Source organism: Ilumatobacter sp., from assembly GCF_046290335.1.
In the GTDB taxonomy this organism is placed as follows: domain Bacteria; phylum Actinomycetota; class Acidimicrobiia; order Acidimicrobiales; family Ilumatobacteraceae; genus Ilumatobacter_A.
On the sequence record NZ_JBKAGH010000002.1, the window covers coordinates 705,609 to 726,741 of the forward strand.

Annotated in this window: 20 protein-coding genes; 11 read left to right on the forward strand and 9 right to left on the reverse strand. The window is 61.7% G+C overall.

What is annotated here, in order from left to right:
- The first annotated feature begins 232 nt into the window (after positions 1 to 232).
- From ACE37B_RS11770 to ACE37B_RS11810, 9 genes are all read left to right on the forward strand, one after another.
- The gene (locus ACE37B_RS11770; RefSeq protein WP_409923502.1) at positions 233 to 1,411 is read left to right on the forward strand and encodes a Shedu anti-phage system protein SduA domain-containing protein; all 1,179 of its coding nucleotides are present in this window, start codon (positions 233 to 235) and stop codon (positions 1,409 to 1,411) included.
- Between the two features lie 85 nt (positions 1,412 to 1,496).
- Positions 1,497 to 2,231, forward strand: coding sequence for a hypothetical protein (locus tag ACE37B_RS11775; RefSeq protein WP_409923503.1), 735 nt, complete (start codon positions 1,497 to 1,499; stop codon positions 2,229 to 2,231).
- A gap of 105 nt (positions 2,232 to 2,336) precedes the next feature.
- Positions 2,337 to 3,842, forward strand: coding sequence for an N-6 DNA methylase (locus tag ACE37B_RS11780; protein WP_409923671.1), 1,506 nt, complete (start codon positions 2,337 to 2,339; stop codon positions 3,840 to 3,842).
- Positions 3,830 to 5,347: an N-6 DNA methylase gene (locus ACE37B_RS11785; protein WP_409923504.1), complete on the forward strand. Its 1,518-nt coding sequence runs from the start codon at positions 3,830 to 3,832 to the stop codon at positions 5,345 to 5,347. The genes ACE37B_RS11780 and ACE37B_RS11785 overlap by 13 nt, the downstream gene beginning before the upstream one ends.
- Positions 5,340 to 6,524 (forward strand): restriction endonuclease subunit S, encoded by a 1,185-nt coding sequence (locus tag ACE37B_RS11790; RefSeq protein ID WP_409923505.1) that lies wholly within the window; start codon positions 5,340 to 5,342, stop codon positions 6,522 to 6,524. The genes ACE37B_RS11785 and ACE37B_RS11790 overlap by 8 nt, the downstream gene beginning before the upstream one ends.
- Complete coding sequence (locus tag ACE37B_RS11795; protein ID WP_409923506.1) at positions 6,521 to 9,487, forward strand: type I restriction endonuclease subunit R; 2,967 nt, start codon at positions 6,521 to 6,523, stop codon at positions 9,485 to 9,487. The genes ACE37B_RS11790 and ACE37B_RS11795 overlap by 4 nt, the downstream gene beginning before the upstream one ends.
- Position 9,488: 1 nt before the next feature.
- The gene (locus tag ACE37B_RS11800; RefSeq protein ID WP_409923507.1) at positions 9,489 to 10,676 is read left to right on the forward strand and encodes a hypothetical protein; all 1,188 of its coding nucleotides are present in this window, start codon (positions 9,489 to 9,491) and stop codon (positions 10,674 to 10,676) included.
- 202 nt (positions 10,677 to 10,878) lie between these two features.
- Positions 10,879 to 12,000, forward strand: a complete 1,122-nt coding sequence (locus tag ACE37B_RS11805) for a reverse transcriptase family protein (RefSeq protein WP_409923508.1) — start codon at positions 10,879 to 10,881, stop codon at positions 11,998 to 12,000.
- A 321-nt stretch (positions 12,001 to 12,321) separates the two neighbouring features.
- Positions 12,322 to 12,882, forward strand: a complete 561-nt coding sequence (locus ACE37B_RS11810) for a hypothetical protein (protein WP_409923509.1) — start codon at positions 12,322 to 12,324, stop codon at positions 12,880 to 12,882.
- Positions 12,883 to 13,419: 537 nt separating this feature from the next.
- On the opposite strand, the gene ACE37B_RS11815 is transcribed toward ACE37B_RS11810, so the two are convergent.
- Complete coding sequence (locus ACE37B_RS11815; protein ID WP_409923510.1) at positions 13,420 to 13,797, reverse strand: hypothetical protein; 378 nt, start codon at positions 13,795 to 13,797, stop codon at positions 13,420 to 13,422.
- A gap of 164 nt (positions 13,798 to 13,961) precedes the next feature.
- Here ACE37B_RS11815 and ACE37B_RS11820 point away from each other — a divergent pair, with 164 nt between their 5' ends.
- Complete coding sequence (locus ACE37B_RS11820; protein ID WP_409923511.1) at positions 13,962 to 14,339, forward strand: hypothetical protein; 378 nt, start codon at positions 13,962 to 13,964, stop codon at positions 14,337 to 14,339.
- 933 nt (positions 14,340 to 15,272) lie between these two features.
- On the opposite strand, the gene ACE37B_RS11825 is transcribed toward ACE37B_RS11820, so the two are convergent.
- The 7 genes from ACE37B_RS11825 to nthB all read right to left on the reverse strand — a co-directional run bounded on the left by ACE37B_RS11825 (position 15,273) and on the right by nthB (position 19,711).
- The gene (locus ACE37B_RS11825) at positions 15,273 to 15,578 is read right to left on the reverse strand and encodes a DUF1348 family protein (RefSeq protein WP_409923512.1); all 306 of its coding nucleotides are present in this window, start codon (positions 15,576 to 15,578) and stop codon (positions 15,273 to 15,275) included.
- Between the two features lie 194 nt (positions 15,579 to 15,772).
- Entirely contained in the window at positions 15,773 to 16,261 is a 489-nt protein-coding gene (locus ACE37B_RS11830) for an MSMEG_0572/Sll0783 family nitrogen starvation response protein (RefSeq protein ID WP_409923513.1), read from the reverse strand.
- Between the two features lie 73 nt (positions 16,262 to 16,334).
- A complete protein-coding gene (locus tag ACE37B_RS11835; protein ID WP_409923514.1) occupies positions 16,335 to 16,625 on the reverse strand; it encodes a hypothetical protein in 291 nt (96 codons plus the stop codon).
- Between the two features lie 7 nt (positions 16,626 to 16,632).
- The gene (locus tag ACE37B_RS11840; RefSeq protein WP_409923515.1) at positions 16,633 to 17,955 is read right to left on the reverse strand and encodes an FAD-dependent oxidoreductase; all 1,323 of its coding nucleotides are present in this window, start codon (positions 17,953 to 17,955) and stop codon (positions 16,633 to 16,635) included.
- Positions 17,956 to 18,063: 108 nt separating this feature from the next.
- A complete protein-coding gene (locus tag ACE37B_RS11845; RefSeq protein ID WP_409923516.1) occupies positions 18,064 to 18,453 on the reverse strand; it encodes a nitrile hydratase accessory protein in 390 nt (129 codons plus the stop codon).
- Positions 18,450 to 19,052 (reverse strand): nitrile hydratase subunit alpha, encoded by a 603-nt coding sequence (nthA, locus tag ACE37B_RS11850; RefSeq protein WP_409923517.1) that lies wholly within the window; start codon positions 19,050 to 19,052, stop codon positions 18,450 to 18,452. The genes ACE37B_RS11845 and nthA overlap by 4 nt, the downstream gene beginning before the upstream one ends.
- Positions 19,049 to 19,711: a nitrile hydratase subunit beta gene (gene nthB, locus ACE37B_RS11855; protein ID WP_409923518.1), complete on the reverse strand. Its 663-nt coding sequence runs from the start codon at positions 19,709 to 19,711 to the stop codon at positions 19,049 to 19,051. The genes nthA and nthB overlap by 4 nt, the downstream gene beginning before the upstream one ends.
- Before the next feature lie 285 nt (positions 19,712 to 19,996).
- On the opposite strand from nthB, the gene ACE37B_RS11860 reads away from it, so the two are divergent.
- Complete coding sequence (locus tag ACE37B_RS11860; protein ID WP_409923519.1) at positions 19,997 to 20,653, forward strand: helix-turn-helix domain-containing protein; 657 nt, start codon at positions 19,997 to 19,999, stop codon at positions 20,651 to 20,653.
- A 21-nt stretch (positions 20,654 to 20,674) separates the two neighbouring features.
- Here the strand turns inward: ACE37B_RS11860 and ACE37B_RS11865 are convergent, their stop codons facing one another.
- Positions 20,675 to 21,055 (reverse strand): hypothetical protein, encoded by a 381-nt coding sequence (locus tag ACE37B_RS11865; RefSeq protein WP_409923520.1) that lies wholly within the window; start codon positions 21,053 to 21,055, stop codon positions 20,675 to 20,677.
- Between the last annotated feature and the right edge of the window lie 78 nt (positions 21,056 to 21,133).

Genomic DNA, 21,133 nt, shown 5'->3' on the forward strand with positions numbered 1-21,133 from the left:
CACTGCGCCGCTGTGCACAGGTGTACCGCTTGATCGAATTTGCGAACGCCACGCTGTTCGGCTCAGCCCAACGGCGCGATCGCCAATGCTGCACAGATGACGGTTGCCCGCCGTGCGCTCGCGAGCCGATGGTCAGATCGGCGGACCGCATCGGCCGTAGTCGAGGCGCGACCTGGTCGGAGTACCGTGCTCACGGTCGACGATTGGAGCATCTAGCAGTGTGTAATTTCAGATGAGCAGCGATTCGCCGACCCCGAACTTTCGACGCGGATGGCCTCTAAACCGGGGAACGGATTTCCTGGTCGGCACCGACGACTTCGCAGACCTCGAGATTCGCCCAGCGGGCAACGGAACGAGCTTCTACTATTTCTTTCATCGCGGACGGGGGTCTCTGATCACGGACTTCATCCTCGAGACCAAGCCGCAGACGCTGAAGCTGTGCTCGGTGAAACTCATCGCCAAGGGAAACGGGCGTTTTTCGCCTCGGCTCGACTTCGCCGTGCGCAACAAGACGAATCGAGCGATCGAGGAAGCCGATCTACCCGTCACAACTGGTGAGGTTCGGTTGGTGAAGGCCCACGTGGACCTGTCCGACTGTCCGGATCAGTTGTGGGCTCTGATTCGGTTCCTGCTCGAGCTGCCCGAACTGGACATTCCAGATGGCGAGATGCTGAAAGTCGTGTCGTCCTCACAGGCGAGCGCTCTTGATCGGCTCACGCCGGAGGTGGTGGCGGCGCTCGGCGCAGGTGAAATCAATGGCGACGATGCGAACCTGATCTTCGATGCCCTGTTGAATCAGTCGGATGCGGTGGACGCGATCGTCGCGGCCGGCGGTGGAGCGAAGCTCCGGACGGTTGTTCAAGCCACTGAACTTGGTGAGATCGTGGAGCAGCTCCAGTCGCTCGTGGACGACCCGAGTACAAGCGAGGGGCAGCTTCAACACTTGCTGAAGGAGCAGTGGTGGATCTTCGGAGGCCGGTTCGTGGACCTCGCTGACCGAAGATCGCTCACCGTCCGGGATCAGCTGGACATTCCACTGATCCAAGTTGATGGCTCGCTTCACGTCGTGGAACTCAAGACGGCAAACGTGTCGGACCTTGTGGTCAAGTACCGAAGCCACCACGCCGTGGGTCCGGGTGTCAACGAGGCAGTCGGGCAGGCGGCGAACTATCTCCGATCGCTCGACGAGGAACGAGCCACGATCAAGGCCAACCTCGGATTCGATGTCCGCCGCGGACAGGCGACCGTTGTTATCGGTCATCCAACCCACTGCTCGGTGGACCGCGAGCAGGTCTACGACACCCTGCGCACGTACAACAGTCATCTGGCCCGAATCCAGGTAATCACTTATGAGGAGTTGCTTGTAGGCGCCAGGAATATGGCTCAGCTTGCTCGTCGGACGGATGGCTGACAGCGAGGGATGCCGGCTTCACCGCCACCGCCACGCTGAACCTGGGGGAGTTGCGTGTTCTGCAGATTGTCGGCATCGTGGATGGATGCCGAGTGACAGCGTCCGAGATGGCGAGGTGCTGTTCAGGGCCTACATCAATCAACGGCCGGATCTGTCTGCGGAGTTCGAGGCGAGCAGTGGCTCGCGCAAACCCGACTTCACCGTCGATGGTCCGGACGGCCCGGCGATCTGCGAGATCTACAGCCCGGAGCTCATCCTGCGAAATCGATCGGGTTCGTTCGATGCGTTCAAGCCGGTCAACGGAGCGTTCAAGAGTAGGAAGCGAGCACAGGGCGCAAAGGCGAAGAACGAGGGCGTTCCGTACGTCGTGGTGGTGTCGAGTGCGAACAGCGACGTTGCGCTGGCCGAATTCGAGTTATTCGTCGGAGCCTTCGGCCGGAAGCGTCCTCTTCGTAACGGCCAGAACACCCGATTCAGCGCGATCGCTGCAATCCGGCGATTCAACCCAACGCTCCACCGACTGCAACGGGAGACGCGGCAGCGGCTCCCACCCAAACCTTCTCTCGAACAGGCCTGGAGCGTGGTGACGGATGTCGAAGGTGAGCTGACAAAGGCGGGAGACTTCGACCCGTCGGCGGCTGTCGCTCGCCTTCAGGTGATTCACAATCCGTGGGCGGCGAATCCCCTTCCGGAGGGCTACTTCGGTGGGCCGCACGATGAGCAGTTCCGGCTTCGTCTCGACACGGAGCCGACCACGATGGAACGATTCTGGACCGGCTGGCGAATTCATGAGGTTCCGGACGACGATCAGTACGGCTGACGTCGGCTCAACATAGGCACCGAATGTTCAGGTACATCTATGCTCGCCGCAGATGTTTGAGTGGCGGCGACGGACCAACGAGAGCGTGCTGAAGCGAGCGTCGACGTGAAGTCGCCAACTTCGACAGCGGAACTCAAGTCGGCGCTCTGGGATGCCGCCAACATCCTGCGCGGGTCGGCCGTCGACCGGACCGACTGGAAGGGGTACATCCTCCCGTTGCTGTTCTTCAAGCGGATCTCCGACGTGTGGGACGAGGAGACGGCCGATGCCGCCGAGCTCTACGGCGAGGCCGACCCGACTCACTTCCCTGAGGTCCACCGGTTCCAGGTACCCGAGGGCTGTCGGTGGCGCGACGTCAGGGAGACGCCCAGCAACGTCGGTGCCTCGCTCCAGCACGCGATGCAGGAGATCGAGCGCACCAACCCCGACACGCTTTACCGCATCTTCGGCACAGCCGACTGGGGCAACAAAGAGAAGTTCACCGACGAGCTGCTCAAGGACATGATCGAGGGCTTTTCCTCGATCGCTCTCGGCAACCACGATGTCGACACCGACATCCTTGGAGATGCGTACGAGTATCTCGTCAGCAAGTTCGCCGACGTGAACCGGCGCAACAAGGCCGGCGAGTTCTATACACCGCGCAGCGTCGTGCGGATGATGGTCGACATCCTCGACCCCCAAGAGGGCGAATCGATCTACGACCCGGCTTGCGGCACGGGCGGCATGCTTCTCGCTGCCATCGATCACGTGAAAGAAGCCGGCGGCGACCCCCGCACCTTCTACGGCAAGATCTATGGCCAGGAGAAGAACCTCACCACCTCCTCGGTCGCTCGCATGAACCTTGTGCTACACGGCATTGAGGACTTCCAGATCGCCCGAGAAGATACCCTCCGAAACCCGGCTTTCACCAACGGCGTTGGCGGCCTCGCCACCTTCGACTGCGTGATTGCCAACCCTCCCTTCTCCCTCAAGGAATGGGGCCGGGAGACCTGGGAGAACGACCCCTGGAACCGAGTGGAGTATGGACTTCCGCCCAAGAAGTACGGAGACTTTGCCTTCGTTCAGCATATGGTCGCGTCGATGGCGGAGGGCGACGGCAGCCGCATGGCCGTCGTCCTGCCGCAGGGTGCACTGGCGCGTCGCGGAGCCGAACGAGACATCCGCAAGTCCATCCTCGAAGACGGCCTCGTCGAGGCCATCATTGGCCTTGCCCCGAATCTCTTCTACGGAACGCCATTGGCGGCGTGCGTGGTGGTCCTCCGGCGGAGGACGCCCGCCGAACGAGGCCATAAGGTGCTCATCGTCGATGCTTCGCGGCTCTTTCGGCGGGGACGAGCCCAGAACTTTCTCGACCCAGAGCACGCCGAGCAGATTGTCGAGTGGTTCGAATCGTTCGAGGACGTGCAGGACCGAGCCAAGGTCGTCACCTTAGAGAAGATCGAGGAGGAGGGCTGGACCCTCAACATCTCGAGGTATGTGCTGCCCGTACCTGGCGATGACGTCCCAGCCCTTTCGGAATCGGTCGGGGCGTTCAGGGCAGCGCTCGCCGAGACTCGAGCCGCTGAGGCGGATCTCCGAACTGTATTGGCGGATGGCGGTTGGCTCGAGTGAGCGACCAGTTGACGCAGAAGGAACTCGAGTCGTTCCTGTGGGGAGCGGCGATTCTGCTGCGCGGCCTAATCGATGCCAGCGACTATAAGCAGTACGTCTTTCCGCTCCTATTCTTCAAGCGGTTGTCCGACGTCTGGGATGCGGACTTCCGAGAAGCATTCGAGGAGACCGACGACGAGGGCTACGCCACCGCGACGGCGAACGACCGGTTCATCATTCCCGCTGGCGCGCATTGGACGAGCGCTCGAGATGCGTCGAGGGATGTCGGTAGGGCGCTGCTGGGTGCGTTTCAGGCCATCGAGGGGGCCAATCCAGAGCGGCTGAAGGGAGTCTTCGGCAACGCTGCGTGGACGGATAAGGCCCAGATGCCGGATGAGACCCTGAAGAATCTCATCGAGCACTTTTCGAAGCACACCCTGAGCCTTCAGAACGTCCCTGAGGACGAGCTGGGGAACGGCTACGAGTACCTGATTAAACAGTTTGCCGACGACAGCGGTCATACCGCGCAGGAGTTCTACACGAACCGCACACTTGTCCACTTAATGGCGCAGATGCTGGAGCCTCAACCTGGCGAGACGGTCTACGACCCGACGTGTGGCACTGGCGGAATGCTGATCTCGTGCCTCGCAGAAGTGAAGCGGAAGGGTGGCGACATCCGCACAATTGGACTTTACGGACAGGAGCTAATCAACATCACTGCAGCCATTGCCCGAATGAACCTTGTGCTTCATGGTGTATCCGACTTCGATATCCGCAGCGGCAACACATTACACGAGCCCGCCCTGTTGGACCGTGACCGGCTGAAGACCTTCGACGTTGTCCTCGCAAATCCGCCCTACTCGATCAAGAAGTGGAATCGCGAGGCCTGGCTAAGCGATTCATGGGGCCGGAACTTCCTTGGCACCCCGCCGCAAGGGCGGGCCGACTACGCCTTCTTCCAGCACATTCTGAAGAGCATGGATCCGACGACGGGGCGCTGTGCGATCCTCTTCCCGCAGGGCGTGCTTGGCCGGAACGAAGAAACCGAGATGCGGCGCAAGCTGCTTGAGCTTGACTTGATCGAGTGTGTGCTGGGGTTGGGCCCCAACCTGTTCTACAACTCGCCGATGGAAGCATTCGTACTGGTCTGCCGCTCCGTCAAACCGGCGAATCGTCAGGGCAAAATCCTCTTCATCGACGCAGTGAAGGAAGTGTCGCGCGAGCGGGCTCAGAGCTTTCTGAGCGAAGAGCACCAGTCTAAGATTCTCAACGCCTACGAGGCCTTTGCCGACCAACGTGGATTCGCTGCGGTGGTCTCGAATGCCGATCTCCTCGCCGAAGGCGGGAACCTCTCGATCCCAAGGCATGTCAAGAAGACGGCAGCGACCGAATCAGATGGCGAGGCAGCGAGTCTCTCGACTGCGTGGACGTCCTTCGACAACTCGGGTCGTGAGTTCTGGGCTGACATGGATGCACTGTTGGACACTCTTGAGAGCGTCGCGGCCGAGGAGGTCAGCGATGCCTGAGACGATCAGCGGCAAGGTCGGAACCGTTGTCGCATTCGGGGATGTCGTTCAGCGGTCGAAAGAACGGTCGGACGATCCCGAGGCCGATGGTTTCGAGCGGTACCTTGGGCTTGAGCACCTGGAGAAGCGCGAGATAAGCATTCGAAGCTGGGGTGACATCGCTGACGGCACGACCTTCACGACCGTATTCAGAAATGGCCAGGTCTTGTTCGGGAAGCGGCGCGCTTATCAGCGGAAGGTCGCCGTGGCCGATTTTAGCGGAGTGTGCTCCGGGGACATTTACGTCCTCGAACCCAAGGGCGATCGCCTGCTGGCCGAGCTCCTTCCATTCATCTGCCAGAGCGAGTCGTTCTACGACTACGTGATCAGCATGTCGCAGGGTGGGCTTTCACCGCGTGTGAACTGGAAAGCGCTTGCGAAGTACGAGTTCGAACTGCCTCCACTTGAGGAGCAGCGACGAATCGTGCATGTGCTACAAGCGGCTCATCGCGTTTCTGAGACCTACAGGATTGCGGCCGAAAGCGGGCTTGAGGTTCTCGATGCTCATGTCGCTCGACTAATGAGTGGCCAGAGGTGCCGAGGTGCCCGGGAAGTTCCACTTGCCGAAGCTTGCGACCGGGTCATCGTCGGGATCGCGTCCTCGGCGACTCATGCGTATCGAGAATCAGGGGTCGCGATGGTTCGCAACACCAACATCAAGAAGGGGACCCTGGAACTCGACGAGCTCCTCTATCTCGATCCTGCCTTCGATGCGCAGAACAAGAGCAAGCGACTACGAGTGGGTGATGTGGTCACTGCACGCACCGGAAACCCAGGCGAGTCTGCGGTCGTGCCCGCGTCGCTGGCCGGATGCCAGACGTTCACCACGCTCATCTCATCACCTGACCCATCGATGCTGGATTCCGAGTATCTCTGTTGGTGGATCAACGGACCTCTCGGAAAGTCCTTCATCCGTACGAGGCAGTTCGGAGGTGTCCAACAGAATATGAACGCGACACTGCTCAAGCAGATGCCGATTCGCATACCTCCCTTACAGGTCCAGCGCGATTTAGTGAAGGAGATCCGGTCGCTGAGCGACAACGTGACCTCGATCAATGAGCGAAGGAGCTATCTGGCGAGCGTCCAGCGAACGCTGCTGGCCGAGGTGCTTCGATCACCTAGAGGCGGGACCAAATGACATTCAACGAAGCGAACACCGTCGAGGCGTTCGTCTGTGACCTGCTCTGCGGCGGCGTTAGCCACCACACCGCCGTCGGCCCCGGCTTGGCGCGTCGGACTGGCCAGGTCTCCGGCCTTGGCTGGCACTTTCTCGCGCACGAGAACCTCCCTCGTCAGCTCCATGAACCACTCGTCGAGGAGCATCTGCGTGAAGCCCTAACCCGCCTGAATCCCACGATCGCCACCCAGCCGGATCGCGTCGACGACGTTCTCTACCGGCTGCGGGCGATCGTAATGGGCGTTCGTAGCGACGGTCTGGTCAAAGCCAACGAGGAATTCGCTGCGTGGATCTCGGGCGAGAAGTCGATGCCGTTCGGGGAGAACGGCGAGCACGTGACGATCAAGCTGGTCGACTTCGACGATCCCGAACAGAACCAGTACGTCGTGACACAGCAATACGTGTTCCGGGCCGGTAAGGCGGAGAAGCGAGCCGACGTCGTGTTGCTCGTCAACGGGCTGCCGCTCGTCGTGATCGAAGCCAAGACGCCGGTCCGGTCGAGTCAGAGTTGGCTGGACGGCGCACTACAGGTGCACGAGGACTACGAACGCAACGTTCCAGAGATGTTCGTGCCCAACGTGTTCTCGATCGCCACCGAAGGCAAGGAGCTGCGCTACGGCGCCGTCCGAATGCCGGTTGAGTTCTGGGGGCCATGGCGGCTGGAGGACGAGTCGGTGCTGCCCGCCATGCTCGAGGTCGAGAAGGCGGTCACGTCGATGCTCCGGCCCGAGGTGCTGCTCGACTTGCTGGCGAACTTCACGTCGTATGCCACGCACAAGGGCAAACAGCGGATCAAGATCATCGCCCGCTACCAACAATACGAAGGAGCGAACAAGCTCGTCGAGCGGGTAGTCGAGGGGCAGACGAAGAAGGGTCTGATCTGGCACTTCCAGGGTTCGGGCAAGTCGCTGCTGATGCTGTTCGCCACCCGCAAGCTCCGGCTCCATCCGGCACTGCGCAACCCGACCGTGATCGTGGTGGTCGACCGCATCGACCTCGACAGCCAGATCACCGGAACCTTCTTCGCCAACGACGCCCAGAATCTCGTCAAGGCCGAGACCCGCAAGGACCTCCAGGACCTTCTAGCGAATGACGTTCGCAAAGTTCTCATCACCACGATTCACAAGTTTGGTGAAGCCGAGGGAGTGCTGAACGACCGCGACAACATCATCGTGCTGGTCGACGAGGCCCACCGCTCGCAGGAGGGCGACCTCGGCCGGAAGATGCGCCAGGCACTGCCAAACGCCTTCTTGTTCGGGTTGACCGGCACGCCGATCAACCGAGCTGACAAGAACACCTTCTACGCGTTCGGCGCAGAGGAAGACGCCAACGGGTACCTGAGCCGTTATGGCTTCGAAGACTCGATCCGAGATGGCGCCACCAAGGAGTTGCACTTCGAACCCAGGCTCGTCGACCTGCACGTCGACCAAGACGCCATTGAGGAGGCATACCGTGCGCTGACCTCAGGCCTGACAGACGAAGACCGAGACCAGCTCGGCAAGCACGCCGCCAAGATGGCGGTGCTCGTGAAAGCACCCGAGCGGGTGCAAGCGGTGTGCGCCGACATCGCACAGCACTTCCAGGAGAAGGTGGCGCCGAACGGATTTGGAGCGCAGGTCGTCACGTTCGATCGTGAGAGCTGCGCCCTTTACAAGCAGGCCCTCGACCAGCATCTCCCGCCGGAGATGTCCGACATCGTGATGTCGGTGAACAGCGGTGAGGACGACTACGCCGCCTATCGGCGCGACCGCGATGCCGAGGAAAAGTTGCTCGACCGCTTCCGCGATCCGAGCGACCCGCTCAAGATCCTCATCGTCACGTCGAAGCTGCTCACCGGGTTCGACGCGCCGATCCTGCAGACGATGTACCTCGACCGGCCGCTGCGCGACCACACGCTGCTGCAGGCGATCTGCCGCACGAACCGGCCCTATACCCAGGAGAAGACCCACGGTCTGATCGTCGACTACCTCGGCATTTTCGACGATGTCGCCCAGGCGCTTGAGTTCGACGAGGAGGGCATCGCCCGAGTGGTGACGAACATCTCTGAGCTCAAGGATCAGCTCGCCGAAGCCATCCAGAACTGTCTCGACTACTTCCCCGATGTCGACAGAACCGTCGCCGGCTACGAGGGGCTGATGGCGGCACAGGACTGCCTCCCCGACAACGAGACCCGCGACCGCTTCGCCGCCGACCTCAGCTACCTGATGCGACTCTGGGAGGCGATCTCGCCCGACCCGTTCCTCAGTACCTTCGAGACCGACTACCGCTGGCTAGTCCAGGTCTACGAATCGGTGAAGCCTGTGTCCGTGACGGGGCAACTGCTCTGGCACCGGCTGGGCGCCAAGACCGTCGAGCTAATCCACGAGAATGTGCACGTCATCAAGGTGGACGACGACCTCGAGACCCTGGTCGTCGACGCCGACCTGCTGGAGGCGATCCTCGGCACTCCCGACCCGAAGAAGAAGGCCAAGGAGATCGAGATCAAGGTCGTCAAACGCCTTCGCAATCACCTACACGATCCTCGGTTCAAGGCGCTGGCTGAACGGCTCGAAGACTTACGTCGCCGCCACGAGCAAGGTCTGCTCCTGAGCGTCGAGTTCCTGAAGGAGCTCCTCGACCTAGCGCGTGACGTCGTGGAGACCGAACGTGCGGTGCCGCCGATCGAAGAAGAAGAGCGCGGCAAGCAAGCCCTGACCGAGCTGTTCGAAGAGGCGAAGACCGACGACACCCCGATTATCGTCGATCGCGTCGTCGCCGACATCGACGAGATCGTTCACGTTGTTCGCTTCGACGGCTGGCAAGCCACCCACGCCGGCGAGCGCGCCGTGAAGATGGCGCTCCGCAAGACGCTGTTCAAGTACAAGCTCCACCAGGACCAAGACCTCTTCGACCGCGCCTACGGCTACATCCGCGAGTTTTACTGAGGTGGGCACGAGGCCGAGCGACTCGAGCAGCGGACAGGCGTGGCTCGCAAACTTCACTCCTGAGGACCGGGTGCGGGCGGCGCAGCTACTCAACAGTCTCCGCATAGTTGGGGAGACGACGTTTCGGTCGAGCCTGGCGGATCTGGTGCTGGCCGCGGTCGACCGCTCGGAAGGCCCAGTCGGCCTGTATGCGGTCACCGATGTACCGAAGGTGGTGCTGCCAGGAGAGGAATTTCCTCCACCCATCGGTGAACCCGACAGCTCAAGCTTGGTGGCCAACCTTCTCCGATCCATCGAGGCGATGCGTCCGGACAAGACGCTCTTCAATGTCGACGTTGAAACGCTTCACACGAAACGCGCACGCACGATTCTATTGGTCGACGACTACACCGGGTCCGGGGGCCAAGCGTCGCGCTACATCGCTCGGTGGATGTCGCATCCCAGAATTCGAAGCTGGATGTCGTTCAAGTGGACCCGGGTTGAGTACGTCACGTACGCATGCTCGCGGTCGGCCTTCGAAAAGCTGTCGATGGTTCCAGCATTGGCGTCGATAGACCGGGTCTGGGCCGGGCTCACGTTCGATGCCGCGGCGTGGACCGCCAGCGAACGTTTGGACATTCGCGACGTATGTGAGCGCTACGCCTTCAAGCGGCGGTACGCACATGGCTACGAAGACTCAGAAGGCCTGTTCCTAAGTCAGCACACGGTGCCAAACAACCTTCCTGCGATCCTCTGGCAGCGGAATCGAGGTAGGAAGGCTTGGACACCGATGTTCAAGAACCGGCAGCTCTCTCCATCTCAGGCTGACGAACTGCTGGACTACGCCCCCGACATTGACGCTTCGCGCCTAGCCAACGAACTCGGCCAGCGAGCCTTGCGTGAGACAAAATCCGAATCGGCGCAATCACTGCTCCTCCTGCTCGCCCTTCTTGCAGCGGGAAAACGTGACGACGATCGACTGGCCTCCTCGCTCGGAATGCCGGTGCAACGAGTCACTGCTTTGGTTGGTGCAGCTACCCAGTTGGGCCTTTGCGACTCCAGGAGGCGGCTGTCGAACGAGGGTAGGGCGGAACTTCGCGCTGCAAAGACGCAGCCACGGCCGGAACCTTTTGCTCTCGTGGAGAACGACGAGCCCTACTACCCCCAGTACAAGCTATTCTCCAGTGCGAGGGGATCCGGGAGGGTCTAGAGAGCCAACCCAGTTGGCGCGGTCGAGTGGCTTCGGCTGCTCGACAGTGTGGGACGTCGTCCCATGCGTTGTACAAGCCCACGCCGGCGGCTGGCAGGTCCGAAGACTTGCGATTCCGGCGAGGACTTGGGCAAGCCTTCGCACCCGTCGAGGAATCGACCAAAGGTAGACATTGACCGGATCCCCTCACCAATACCGTCAGATGGCGAAATCGCTTGGCCGCGAAGATTCGCAGATCGAAAGGGCCCGTCGAGAAACTAGTTCGCTGGAGGGGCGCGGGTTGCCCTCGATCCTGACGCTGAATCACTTGAGCCGCCGAACGGGAGTTTCTTACCGCTATCTGAGATCGATTGTTGGGCGGCGCCACGACCCCTACCGAACTTTCACCGTCTCTCGCCGCAACAGCCGCAAGGGCCGACCGATTGCGGTCCCAGAGCCCGTCCTGATGGAGGTGCAACGCTGGCTTCTACGGCGAGTGCTCCACCGTCTGTCTCCGCACCGGGCTAGCTACGCGTACCATCCGGGCAGCTCGATCAAGTCGTGTGCGCAAGAGCACTGTGGCGCAAGGTGGCTCGTCAAGGTTGACCTTCACGACTTCTACACCAACATCAAAGAGCCTGATGTCTATGACGTCTTCGTAGCGGCCGGCTATTCACCCCTCGTCTCGCTAGAGCTGGCGCGACTCTGCACAAGAGACGGCGCCTTCGTCACACACATTGACCGTGAACGACTTCAGATTCGAAACTACGATGATCGAGGGGTCCGTGCCTACCGAACTGGTCATCTCGGCTACTTGCCACAAGGAGCTCCAACCAGTGGAGCCATTTCGAATCTCGTCGCAGAGAAGCTCGATATCGGCCTCGATTCGCTCGCACAGGACGCATCGCTCGTCTACACGCGCTACGCCGACGACATCACGCTCTCGACCACGGAAGCGTTCACTCGCTCCAACGCTCTCGCTGTCGTACGACAAGTAGGCGATATCTGCCGGCTCCACGGCTTCGAGCTTCACCGCGCCAAGACCAGGATCGTCCCTCCGGGGGCCCGGCACATTGTGCTCGGATTGCTGGTCGACGATGAGACGCCCCGGTTGACCCGCCAGTTCAAGAGCCGAATCGCAACGCACACCTACGGTGTGGAGCGCTTCGGCTTGAGCGCGCACGCTAGGTCAAGGAACTTCTCGTCGCTGCAGGGGTTGGTCAATCACGTCAACGGGCTCATCCGATTCGCTCTAGACATCGAGCCGAAGTGGTCGGTCGATGCATTGGCGAAGTGGCGGGCGGCGCTGCTTGGTGGCGGATGGCCTTTAGGCCAGCTGGGCTAGATGAAGTGGTAGTGCAGGTTTGCCAGGCCCGAAGAGCGACCGTTGACTTCTCACGATTCCTCGGCGACTGGATTAACGTTGCCTGCCAGGCGGCACTGCTCCGCCAAAACCGTTCGCTGCCAGTCAGCCGAAGTACCACGGCATGTTCGGGCGCAGTTGCGCGGCCAAACTTCCACGACGTCGAGCGAGGACGGAGTTAGCGAGGCAGCCCGGTCTCTATATTCCGCCAGCCAAGTCCGTTGCCAAGCCAGTTTGGACTATCCGCTCCCGACGTGGGTCTCTACGGTACGTTTGCTCTGCGATCAGAGCTGGAGAACTGCGATGAAACTAACTTCTGACAACCAAGCGGTCTCGCTGACACGCAGCGTGCTGTTGCGCCACAGGAGCTACCAGTCCTCGGGCAATTCGTCGCTCGGTCGCCAGATCAACCGGACAAGGCAGGCCGAAGTAGCCTCCTATGAGCTTGGCGGTGAGGTCGATCATCGTGCTGAACGATGGGAGAAACTCATTGCCGGTGCCAACGAGCGATCAATAGCGGACCTCCGAGCTTTCCTCTCGAAAGTCGGATCCGTGAACGAACGGTTCGGTTGGTGTTGCACCGAGGCGAAGGAAAGCTTCGAACTACTGTCCACCGACAAGAAGGCGCAGCAATGCCGGATGGACCAGCTCGAAGACTTTTTGAACGAAGCCTGCCGTGAGTTTCGAGCACAAATCGATGCTTCTGTCGGTTTCTCTCGAACACCAAAGAAGCTGCACCGGAAAGAGGCGCGACGCGACCTAGCAGCCGTGCTCGTAGCGGTAAGACTTCTTGCCGCCGCCGAGCGAAACTCGTCTACGGCCGACGAACTCCTCGGCACGGCGCAGTCACTGCTCCGCCGGTGAGTGCGGCTGACCCGAGCTCCGGCCAAAAGAGTCTGTCTCTACGGCGGCGAATATGGAACTTCCTATTCTCAAGCCCAGAGGAGCCGCCAATTGACGGAACAGAGCCCCCCGTCCACAGCGAGGGCAACGACCGATCAAGAAAGCCGCGGGTCCGGCGCCTATTCTTGCTGTTAGGAGTTGCGTCCGCAGCGTTCGCGTTGGGCGCTTTCGTCCTCACGCTCTTACCGATCGACCCCAGCAACTTCAGAGTCTGCTCTGAAACTCGAACCGTGGTCGAGGATGAATCCGATGAGACCCCCGATGTCACCACGGAAAGAGCTTGCCAGCCGATTTCTGTCTCGACGGGCGCGCCACTAGCTGCCCTGGTCGTTGCGCTCGCTCTAGCGACGCCTCTGCTCCTTGGATTGGTTCCTCCCGGTGGCGAGATCAAGGGCCCCGGGGGTTTGTCGTACAAGCGTGCGCTTGAGACAGCCGTCAGTTCTGAAGATCAGCTCTGGGAGTCAACCGAATAGGAGCCCAGCTCGCGCTCCAAATCGATCACCGGGACTTACGGTCGGCCCGAACAAAGAGCGATTCGAGAATGTGCGTTGATGCATCTGCGACCTCGCGCAGATCTTCGTCACTCGGACGAGTAGCACCGTGGACAAGCTCGTTTCTTGCCTGCTGGACCAACCCGATGGTCGAAGCGAAAGCAGCAAACCACTTACCCACCATCTCTCTTCCTTCGTCCGAGGACAGGTAGTCAAACGCACCCGGGCTCACTTTGTTAGAGATGTCGGAAGGCAACTCCGTGGCACCCAGCAGATGTCCTCGCAGCCCGTTGATCACGTCGACGTTCCGAATCACCGACTCGCGGTCACTAAATGACGGGTCGTGTGCAGGAGATGGGAAGTCAGAGCGCTTCGTCTTGCTCATACGTACTCCTCCATGTCGGCGAGAAAGCGATGGCCACCCGGGACCGACGAGAGTAGTACAACGACGTGGCGGCTTCGCCTTGTGATTCTCATCGCGCCTCACTGTATTTCAGACGCGCAGCTCGTGCGCGGATACGATCATCTTCTGAACGAGAGGATCGAATCATGGCATCGCACACCGACTTCGGGTATTCGGGGTTCGTGCCGGATCCACCCAGCACCGACGAGGTTGTCATCGCTAGTGCGACGAAGTGGCTTCAGCACCGCGTCGTTCTGCAGGTTCGTAAGGAGCATGCGGCCAGCGCTGCGAGCTTCGACGAACTCGCAGCAGCGGTATCGAACTCCCCTGGCAACCTAAGGAAGAAGATGAACGGAACAGTCAATCTCGGCCTAGAAGACATCGTGGCGCTGACGACTCTCTTCGGTCCGTCAATATTTCCGCAGGTCGAGACTCTTGAGGATCTCTTCGCACCCTCGTATCGAAACCACCTAACGTGGACGAATATCAACGGCCTGGGGTCGTTCAGCGTTGACGGAGCCTGACCTCCGGGGCAACTCCCCAACGTTCGGTTCTCCAGCAGTCGCGGACGCGACGGAGCTGGCCGACTCGCCGACAGACGACTGCGTCGAGGCGCACGGGTCCTCCCGTCGAGACGCTCGAATCGCCGTGCCTAAATCGTGCCTAGAAGAATGCGCAACAGGGTGCGATACGGCACAACAACGCACAGTACCGAAGACAACGAAAACCACCTCCGATCAGGACAAATACCCCACACGCAGGCACGATGCGATCAGCTTGGAAGCGCTTCCCAAGCTGAGAACGCGGGTTCGATTCCCGTCATCCGCTCCATATAACGCCTGGTCAAATCCTATTTAGTCACTGCTAGTGACGACTTTCGTGCCTTGTCCGCACCTTGACACCGCTTGTGAAATCGGGCCGGTGTCGCTCCGTTCGGCTTGCATTGATCCCGGCAGCGCCCTGGTCCTGGGACTCACCCACGCCGGCTGGGACGCCGCCGTGTAATCAGGCGGAAAGACTGATGTTTCGGTGAGTCAACGCGGCGACAGCAGACCATCGTGCTGAGCGATCCGCTGCCGGCAGTCGAGAGCGTCGTCGACGCGCCTGCTGAGCGCGAGACCCCCGTCACCACTTGCGATGCTTGCCCGACCGGCATCAGCAACGCTGATGTGCCCCGGGACGCAGCTCGATCTCGATGGACCACTCCCGTTCCATCGATGCTCGGAGACCGAGACCGGTTCGGTAGAAGACAACGACTTCGGTCCAGCCCCTGCGGCATACATGATCGGAAATAACGACGTATCATACGACTCATGCCTGACGAGCCCGCCACGACCGACAGAATGCAACAGATCGAAGTAGACCCAGAGGTGTATCGCGCCCTCGAGGCGGAAGCGAAGAGGACAGGTGTCGGCATGAACCTCGTGCTGCGGCGCTCTCTGGGTCTCGTCGACTCGTCACATGGCGGCCATGGCTAGCGCGAGCCGCGACGCCGACAACCGTTGACTCGCCGTCTGGTCACCGTCGGGGCGCTCACCGAAGATTCGCCGCTCGCCGAGCGTGATCTCTACATCGTTGATGCTCGCTTCGCACCGTCGCACAAGCCGAAACTCGTCGAACTCCCAGTTCTCGTTCCACACGAGCGCCACTACCGGCCATCGACGTCGAGCGACTCGTACTGGAAGCGGGATCCGGTCGCCGACGAAGGTCCAGAGATCCTTACGGAGGGCGTACTCAGTCTCGTGAGCCCACTTGCTGGCCAAGAATTCGCGAATCTCGCCACGCCTCCTGCGTGAACGGTGAGAGCGGAAGCCGCCTGTCGATCGCTACATCACTCATGACCATTTCACCCCGTCAAACCGCTTGTTCGATGTCAGATCGGTCCAACAACGCCGAGGGGCCGGCCACGATGGCCGGCCCCTCGATCGATTCCTTCACCCCTGAGGGGTCGTCTGGATCAGACGGTCCAGGTGGTGATGATCAGCGCCTTGTCGCGCCACGCCTGAATCGTGGCGTCGAGCACGTCGAGCGGACTGAACGGCATCACGCCGGGCATCACGTCGTCTTCTCGCATGCCGTACAGGGCACCCATCGCAAAACGGCAGGCATAGACCTTCGCGCCCTCGTCCATGAGTACCTGCAACTGCCGGTTCATGCTCAGGTTGCCGGGAAAGCCCTCCGAGCCGACCGCCGGGTAACCACGAGCGGCCGACGCCATGAGCACGCCGGGCCCATAGAGGACGAAGGTCAGCTCGAAACCCTTGCGCTGGAGGCGCGTGGCGGTGAGCATGTTGACAAGGCCAACCGAGCCTTCGAACGGCACGGTGTGCATGAACACGTACGCCTTGTCGCCGGGCTCTGCCTGATGGTCGGGGAACACCTTCTCTTCGACGTTGTAGAGAACGTCGCCTTCTTTGGGAGGGTCGATGGTGACTGTCTTGGGCATGTCATTTCCTCATTCTTGGTTGTTGATGGTGTTGCGATGGAAGAGATCCGGCACCAGCGATGACGTGGGAACGTCAGATCGCGGGCTTCTGGGGTTCGTGTTCGAGCGGCGGCCATTCCTGGCGGTGACTGCCGGGGAGCGCATGGATCAGCCGCCGCCTCACCGACCACGGGATCCGCCGATAGATCGGCGCGAACACCTGGCGGAAGAAGCGGTCTTTCATGCCCTTGGGCTTTTTCGGTCCGGCTATGCCCTGACGGTCAGCGATGCGGGCCTGGCTGTCCTGGAGGAGGTAGTGCTCGGAGTTCGAGCGCAGCCACTGTGGGAACGACGACTTGGGCACCGGCGGTTTCGGGAACGGCATCAGCGCGTCACAGCTTCGAGACGAGGTTCTGGGCGGCGACGGCCATCGGCTCGTTCAGCGCACCGATCGCCGGCGAGTACACGTTCTCCATGTTCGCGATCTGGTCGACCGTGATGCCGGTTCGGGTCATCATCGCGAGGAAGTCGGCGCGTTCCTTGATGCCTTCGCCGCCGACCATCTGAGCGCCGAGCAGCTTGCGCGATGCCGGGTCTGCAATGAGCTTCACGGTGATCGGCTTGACGCCGGGGTAGTAGCGCGCCCGAGTGATGCCGTTGGCCACACCGGTCACGAACTCCATGCCGAGCGCCGTTGCGGTCACTTCACCGAATGACACACCGCCGAGCATCCACTCCCCTGCCAACATGCCCCACGGCACGTAGACCGAGCGGTACTCACGATCTGCTCCACCGGCGTTGATGCCGGCGGTCTTGCCCTGCGCGTACGCATGACTGCCCGACAAGCCTTGCAGCGGGACGTTCGAAACGCCGTGCGGAATCTCGGTACAGTCACCCGCTGCGAAGATGCCGTCGACCGAGGTGCGCATGTGCGAGTCGACGATGATCCCGCCTGTCGTGCCCATCTTGATGCCTGCGGTCTTGGCAACTCTGTTGTTCGGGACCTTATGTGTGCCGATGATCGCGATGTCGGCGGTGACGTCGCCTTTCTCGGTCTCGACGTGGGTCAACTTGCCGTTACCACGGAAGGCGGTGACGTTGTTGCCCCACTGCATTTCCACGCCCATCTCTTCCCACTGAGCACGGACGGGTTCAACAATCTCGGGGTCGGCCACATCGGACATCGGGTAGGGACCCGGGTCGACGAGGGTGACCTCGAGGCCGCGGTGGCGCAGCGCCGAGGTCATCTCCATTGCAATGAATCCGGACTCGACGATGACCGCCGACTTGGACTCGTCGATGACCTTGTCCCACTCCATTGCCCGGCGGATGTCCTTCACCCGGTAGAGACCCTCGAGGTCACTACCCGGCAGACCCGGATCGGCGTAGAGCCATCCGGTCGCCAGGATCAATCGGTCGTAGCTGACGTTGCCTTCGCCTTCGACCGCAATGGTCTTGGCGGCAGCGTCGATCGAGGTGACCGTGGTTTCGTAGTGGACGTCGATGCCCGACTTGACGTACTGCTCCTTGGTGGCGAGGAAGAGGGTCTCGAAGGACTCGATCTCCTTGCCGTGGACGAACGGGATGCCGCACGGGCTGTACGCCACGTCCTCGAACTCGGTGTAGACGACGATGTCAGCGCTCGGGTTCGCACCCTTCGCTGCTCCTGCTGCTCCGAGGCCGGCTGCCCCTCCGCCGATGACGACGATCTTCACGTTGTGCTCCTTTGTGCCGGGAAGCTGTTCGCGCCCCGACGTTGCGTTCGAATGGCATCGGAACCGGACGGCCCGATGCGCTGACCGGTAGCCCGGCCAGTGGTGACCTCAGTGATGGTGATGGCCGTCGTCGTGGGAGTGGTCATGGCCAGCCGGCCGAGTCAAGAACTCCGCTGACCGTGCGTCGACATCGGCAACACCCACGGCGGTGCTGCGCTCGACGAGCCGCTCGAGAGCCACCAGCCAGCACTCGTAGTAGCGGTATTCCTCGTTGGACTGGCCGAGGGCTTCCCACTCCGCAATCGCGACGATCAGTTCCGCCTGGAAGTCATCGAGCGTGAAGAACCCCTTCTCGACCATGGCGAGAGCGAGCCCGAATGCTCGGCCCTCCCATGGCGACTCGAAGACGAGCTCTCCGTTCGATCGCGGGGCTGCTGCCGGTCCGTCGAGAACCAGATCATCGATCATCGTGTCATTCGACGAGGAGTTGTCGGTCATGACGGGGATCCGACGACAGCGACGCCGACCATGGCTTCGCGTGTGACGATCGCAGCGAGTTCCGTTTCACTCATGTCCTCGGTGCCGCTGGGGCGCGCCGGGAGAATGAAGTAGCGGTTTTCGGCGCTCGAATCCCAGACCGTAATCTTGACGTCGTCACCGAGTTCGAGACCCATCTCGCCGAGCACGGTGCGCGGTTCGCGCACGATGCGCGACCGGTACGCCGGGTCCTTGTACCAGTCCGGCGGCAGGCCGAGCAGGGGCCACGGGTAGCACGAGCAGAGTGTGCAGACCACGACGTTGTGGTGTTCGGCGTCGTTGGGCACGACGACGATGTGTTCGCCCTGTGGACCGGAGAATCCGAACTCACCGACCGCTGCAGTGCCATCAGCGAGGAGACGCTCGCGGTACTCCGGGTCGGTCCAGGCACGGGCCACGACGGTGGCCCCGTTCATCGGGCCGACGTCGTTGACGAAGCGGTTGATCAACCCGTCGAGGCCTCCTGCGTTCACGAGGCCCTTCTCGGTGAGCAGTGCTTCGAGCGCTTCGGTGCGGACCGAAGCGGGCGCCCGATCAGCGGCGTGTGGTGTTGCGGTCATGATGCTTGCTCCATGTAGGTCTCGAACATGTCGATGTTCAGTGCATAGGACTCGGCGTCGGGGCCCCACAGATCGGTCGAATCGAAGGTGACGGTGTAGACGTGCTGTGCGTCTTCGCCGGTGAAGTGGGCGGTGGCGTCGGGAAGAACGGCGGCGGGGCGCAGCGCGGTGACCGTGCCGACGTGGCCACGTACGTAGGCCGGCATCCGGTGGTGGCCGCGGCGGTGCATGTCGCGTGCGAGCACACGGTCGCCGACGGCGAAAGCGTGCGGGTCGTCGATCGAGCGGATCGAGCCACCGCCGTTGCGTTCATACTGCGGCTTCTCGCCGGCGGTCTCGGTCGGCTCGGGCACGGCGTTGCCGAGCAGGTTCTGGGCTCGTGCCTCGACCGCACCGGCGGGAAGGATGCCGTGATCGACGAGCAGCAGCTCGGCGCAGGCGAGCCAGCGGCCGTAGTAGCCGTCAACCAGGTAGTCGAGCGGGTGGAGCCGTTCGAGTGCGTGGCGGAATGCGTCGAGGTTGGTGCCCGACAGTCCAGCAGACATCGCTCCCATCGCGAAGGCTCGACCCTCCCATTCGGTGGGAAAGACCTTCTCGTCGGGGTCGATCGCGACGGAACCCCATCCGTCCTGACCGCCCATGTCGTGGATTCCGTCCATTGTCGTCCTTCGTTCGTGGTGCCCGGCGGTTCTTGAACTACTCGTCGGAGCGTCGAGCGACAGTCTGGCTCGGCGTCGGTCACGCTGTCAACTATGAGAGATGATTGAATCGTAAAGTGTACGATTCCGTGCATGGCGACCCGACCACAACGACGCTCGAGCGAACGGCGACCTCACCCGCCCACCGCGGTCGAGGAATTCGCCGTCGGTATGCTCCGTTCACGATGAGACACGGTGTGCTGGCGATGAACGCGGGCTCGTCACCGAGATCAGAGGAATCCCACGATGAACCAGCCAGCACGTACCCGCTCCGGCGACTCGGCGCAAGCCGATCGGTCGACTCGCCAGGCAGTCGACGGCCCCATGCCTGAGGCCGAACTCGAAGAGATCGTGAGTTCGATCGGCCCGAAGGTCAAGGAGCTACGTGACATGCGCGGGTTGTCGTTGCAACAGTTGTCAGACCGTTCCGACGTGTCCCCTGCGGCGATCCACAAGGTCGAACAAGGGAACATGGTCCCGACCATCACGACGCTGCTCAAGTTGGCCGCCGCGCTCGAACGTCCCGTGTCCTACTTCGTGGATGAGGATGAGTCTGCGCCGTCATACGTCGTCCACACGCCGGCCAAGGAGCGACGAGCGGTCTACACATCACACTCCGGCATCGACCTGCAGGGGATCTCGGGCCCCTACGGCCAGTACTTCGTGGCCGGTGCCGTGGCCGAGATCGAGCCGGGTGCATCCAGCGGTGACAAGGCCCTTCGTCACCCGGGCGAAGAACTGATCTTCGTGTTGTCCGGGTCGATGGAGGTCGATGTCGGTGAGCGCACCGTCACACTCGGCGTCGGCGACTCGGTGCACTTCCGAACCGACCGCGACCATCGCTGGCGCAACCCGAACAAGAAGCTCGCCCGCGCTGTGTGGATGGCGTTGCGGCCTGCCTGACGAAGGGTCGGGCGTCTGGATTCAGGCGCTCTGTTCGGCTGAGCGCCGGTTCCGAGCCGTTTCGATCTCGGTGACCGACCCGGCGATTTGAGTGGATCCCGCGCCTCTCGCTCGCGCCACGTCGTGCGAGCACGGCAGGGTCACGGACCACAGACTGAGCATCATCTCATGCACCTGGTCGGGCTGTTCCCACTCGTGCCGCTCGACGAAGGCCAGCCAGTCGGACGGCTCGATGACCGGTTCATCGACACCATGTTCGACCTCGCCCCAGGTGGCAGCCGTCTCGATCAGTTCGCCGATGATCGCGAACGGCTCGCGTTCGAGCAGCAGCAGCCGTGCATGGTGCGCCGGCGCTGCCTGGGCGAAGTCGCAGCCGCAATCGAAGGGTGAGGTGACCTGCATCACGTCACTCTCCCCCGACGCGTTGCACACGCGTTGCACGAGATCGACCAGACCGCGCAACAGACGTCGTCGGCCGCT

What these genes read in the sequence shown, in the direction of transcription:
- ACE37B_RS11860 (WP_409923519.1), top strand. Translation starts at nt 19,997, where the DNA reads ATGAACCAGCCAGCACGTACCCGCTCCGGCGACTCGGCGCAAGCCGAT.
- nthA (WP_409923517.1), bottom strand. Translation starts at nt 19,052, where the DNA reads ATGACCGCAACACCACACGCCGCTGATCGGGCGCCCGCTTCGGTCCGC.
- ACE37B_RS11835 (WP_409923514.1), bottom strand. Translation starts at nt 16,625, where the DNA reads ATGCCGTTCCCGAAACCGCCGGTGCCCAAGTCGTCGTTCCCACAGTGG.
- ACE37B_RS11865 (WP_409923520.1), bottom strand. Translation starts at nt 21,055, where the DNA reads ATGCAGGTCACCTCACCCTTCGATTGCGGCTGCGACTTCGCCCAGGCA.
- ACE37B_RS11805 (WP_409923508.1), top strand. Translation starts at nt 10,879, where the DNA reads ATGGCGAAATCGCTTGGCCGCGAAGATTCGCAGATCGAAAGGGCCCGT.
- nthB (WP_409923518.1), bottom strand. Translation starts at nt 19,711, where the DNA reads ATGGACGGAATCCACGACATGGGCGGTCAGGACGGATGGGGTTCCGTC.
- ACE37B_RS11770 (WP_409923502.1), top strand. Translation starts at nt 233, where the DNA reads ATGAGCAGCGATTCGCCGACCCCGAACTTTCGACGCGGATGGCCTCTA.
- ACE37B_RS11790 (WP_409923505.1), top strand. Translation starts at nt 5,340, where the DNA reads ATGCCTGAGACGATCAGCGGCAAGGTCGGAACCGTTGTCGCATTCGGG.
- ACE37B_RS11815 (WP_409923510.1), bottom strand. Translation starts at nt 13,797, where the DNA reads ATGAGCAAGACGAAGCGCTCTGACTTCCCATCTCCTGCACACGACCCG.
- ACE37B_RS11775 (WP_409923503.1), top strand. Translation starts at nt 1,497, where the DNA reads ATGCCGAGTGACAGCGTCCGAGATGGCGAGGTGCTGTTCAGGGCCTAC.
- ACE37B_RS11810 (WP_409923509.1), top strand. Translation starts at nt 12,322, where the DNA reads ATGAAACTAACTTCTGACAACCAAGCGGTCTCGCTGACACGCAGCGTG.
- ACE37B_RS11820 (WP_409923511.1), top strand. Translation starts at nt 13,962, where the DNA reads ATGGCATCGCACACCGACTTCGGGTATTCGGGGTTCGTGCCGGATCCA.
- ACE37B_RS11795 (WP_409923506.1), top strand. Translation starts at nt 6,521, where the DNA reads ATGACATTCAACGAAGCGAACACCGTCGAGGCGTTCGTCTGTGACCTG.
- ACE37B_RS11830 (WP_409923513.1), bottom strand. Translation starts at nt 16,261, where the DNA reads ATGCCCAAGACAGTCACCATCGACCCTCCCAAAGAAGGCGACGTTCTC.
- ACE37B_RS11845 (WP_409923516.1), bottom strand. Translation starts at nt 18,453, where the DNA reads ATGACCGACAACTCCTCGTCGAATGACACGATGATCGATGATCTGGTT.